2 protein-coding genes are annotated in these 2612 nt (G+C 46.4%); both read left to right on the top strand.

What is annotated here, in order from left to right; all coding sequences use genetic code 11:
• The first annotated feature begins 534 nt into the window (after positions 1-534).
• Entirely contained in the window at positions 535-735 is a 201-nt protein-coding gene (locus tag ACWGRX_RS26800; protein ID WP_057527577.1) for an antitoxin VbhA family protein, read from the top strand.
• 752 nt (positions 736-1487) lie between these two features.
• Positions 1488-2246 (top strand): hypothetical protein, encoded by a 759-nt coding sequence (locus tag ACWGRX_RS26795; RefSeq protein ID WP_016235141.1) that lies wholly within the window; start codon positions 1488-1490, stop codon positions 2244-2246.
• Positions 2247-2612 lie beyond the last annotated feature (366 nt).

Here is a 2612-nt window from a genome sequence, read left to right as displayed (position 1 = left end):
CAGCCTACAAGGAACCCAGTTGCACGGGTAGGAATGAGAAAACGCCACCTTACGGCGGTCTGCAACGGGTAAACCTCAGGGTGGGAACAGGAGAGCGCACGAGGGAGCGACCCATCGGAAACGGTGGGGATCTTTAAGTCCTGTCGGGTTTCGCCACTTCTGATTTGAGCACCAGAAATCGCCTGATTTCTGTGAGTCTCGTCAGGAGGGCGAAGCCTATGGAAAACCGGCAACGTCTCAGCTCTCTTTCACTCTCCGTCATGGCCTTCTGCCTGAGCAAGTAACGCTCGCCGCAGCGTCATGACCGAACGAAGTGAGCGAATGACCGAGGAAGCGTAATGTCTGTAATGCTGAACAGGGCTCGGATCGCTCGGTACACCCGTTTCCACCCTGATTACACACTCGGCTGCAACGGTTTCTTGTCGTTTTCCACTTTTCCCTGCACAACGGTACAACGGCAATATCCGGGCAGGACATGTAAAGTTAGCTAACTTTACGCCTGCCTTATTCGCATGACTGCTCAAAGGAAAACCCATGCTCGATGATCGTACACGACAACTTCGTGTAGACGGATTCCGTAAGGCCGAGGCTTCTCTCCGGCTTGAAGGCATGGACCCCTCTGGAACGCCGCTCTATGAATCGGTTAAGGCACGTATTCTTTCCGGTGAGATTACCTATGGAGAAGGCCTCGCTGAAATACTGGCTCATTACCAGAAGCGCGCTGACAGCAACTGACGCGGACAAGATGTGTCTTTGGAGTACCGCCGGCACGCCAAATCCTCCTGGTCAGGCTCCTGCCCGACACCCGTCAGGTACTCCGGTTCCTCCTCGTTAAATCCGACCCCTTTGGCGATTTCCTGCCGCGCCTGGCGGCTTGGCCAACGCCTCACGACCGCACAGTAAACTGTGCACCCGTTCACCGTTATCGGGTGAGTTAATCACCGGAAATCCCCCTTTGGTGACAGCTTCCGCGCGAAACCCCCGACCATTCACTCGTGTGCATAGCCATGCAGCCGCGCCAAAATCATCAGGGGCGTTTTTTCACGATACAGGCAGGGAAAGGTGCCCAAAACGGCCCGGATGCGGCAGAAACGCGCTGAGGGCCTTTCTGGGGGTGCGGGCAAGGGATGTTATGGTAAATAGGACTCTGATATGAAGATCACTCAGGCATGATGCTGCTATAAAATGGATTACGTGCACTATTCTGGTATTAACATGAACTATTATTTTTATACAACGTACTGATAATAATGATTTTTTAGTGTGCGCTTATTCTAGAAAGATTTAACCCTAAAGACTATAAGTCTTTAGGGTTCTCGGTCATAATTTTTAAAAACGCATTCATGACCACTGGGAGATTGATTATGTCACCTGAAAACTGGGTAGCTTTACTTGAGCGCATTGCTCGTATCTCGATGGATTTATCGCGGCTGATTCTGTCAGTGGTCATGCTGCTGATTTGTCTACACATGTATTTTGGAGGATAAATGACGCCCTTTTGGAAGCCCATGCCTTATTACGCTCTTCGAGAAAAAGAAGTTTTAAAACTTTTCAAGAGGAATAATTTATCTTCAAGCATTGCTGCCATTAAAATATATATTTTAATTTGCTTAACTAGCAACTTAGATGAAAATGGGAACTATTGTACCTCTTTAACTTATGACCAATTGACCAAGTACGCCTCGCTTAGCCGTAAGTTGGTCAGCAATGGTTTGAAAAAACTATATGAATTGGAGTTGCTGAATTTTGAGGGTGACAAAAAGAAAAAATATTATTTGATGGGTGTGAAGAGAACTGGGAAGGTTTTTTCAGAAACCAGATTCAAGTCATCACAAGGATACTGGGCAAAACTGCCGTTTGCTGGGTTTGTAGATGGTTCTGGTAGAATTACAGCATTTGAGTCAATGAGCAATCGAAGTCCAGTCGAGCTAAATTCACTAAAGCTTTTTATTTATTTGTTATCTATCAGATCAAAAGATCAGGTTTCTATTAGTGTGACGTTAAGTAAGATAAGATCAAAGTTAGATATTTCATTCCAGGATATAATGATTGCGATAGGTTTCATGCAGTCAATAGGCATGCTTTATAAGGTTAATCTCGGCGTTAATACTATATCTAACTACGATGCTGCCTTTTCCATAAATTTTCTTGTTTGCGGATGGGAGAGTCTGGAGTGGAAGCCCACTTATCTTTCTCATGATGAATGGAAAAATAAGATGTTAGCAAAAATGTTTCCTGAAAAATGATGCTTTTTTTGACTAATCTTGAGCTTAGAAGGAAGCCTGACTTCTTGACCGCTAACCATTTTAAAGCGTATCTTAGCCTTGAAACGAAAAAACCACCCGGCAAGGTGGTTTTTTCGAAGGTTCGCAAGAGTTGACGCTCTTTTGAACCGCGGTAACTGGCTTGGAGGAGCACAGTCACCAAAACTGTCCTTTCAGTGTAGCCTTATCGCACCCGAAACTTCAAGACTCTCCTCCTCTAAACCTGTTACCAGTGGCTACCGCCAGTGGCGCTTTGTCGTGTCTGTCAGGGTTGGATTCAAGAGTACAGTTACCTGAATAGGCGCGGTAGTCGGGTTGAACGGGGAGTTCGTGCATACAGCCCAGCTT

Source organism: Allobosea sp. NPDC055594 (genome assembly GCF_053618995.1).
The sequence above is the reverse complement of the archived record's forward strand: the minus strand, read 5'-3'. Positions and strand labels throughout refer to the sequence as shown.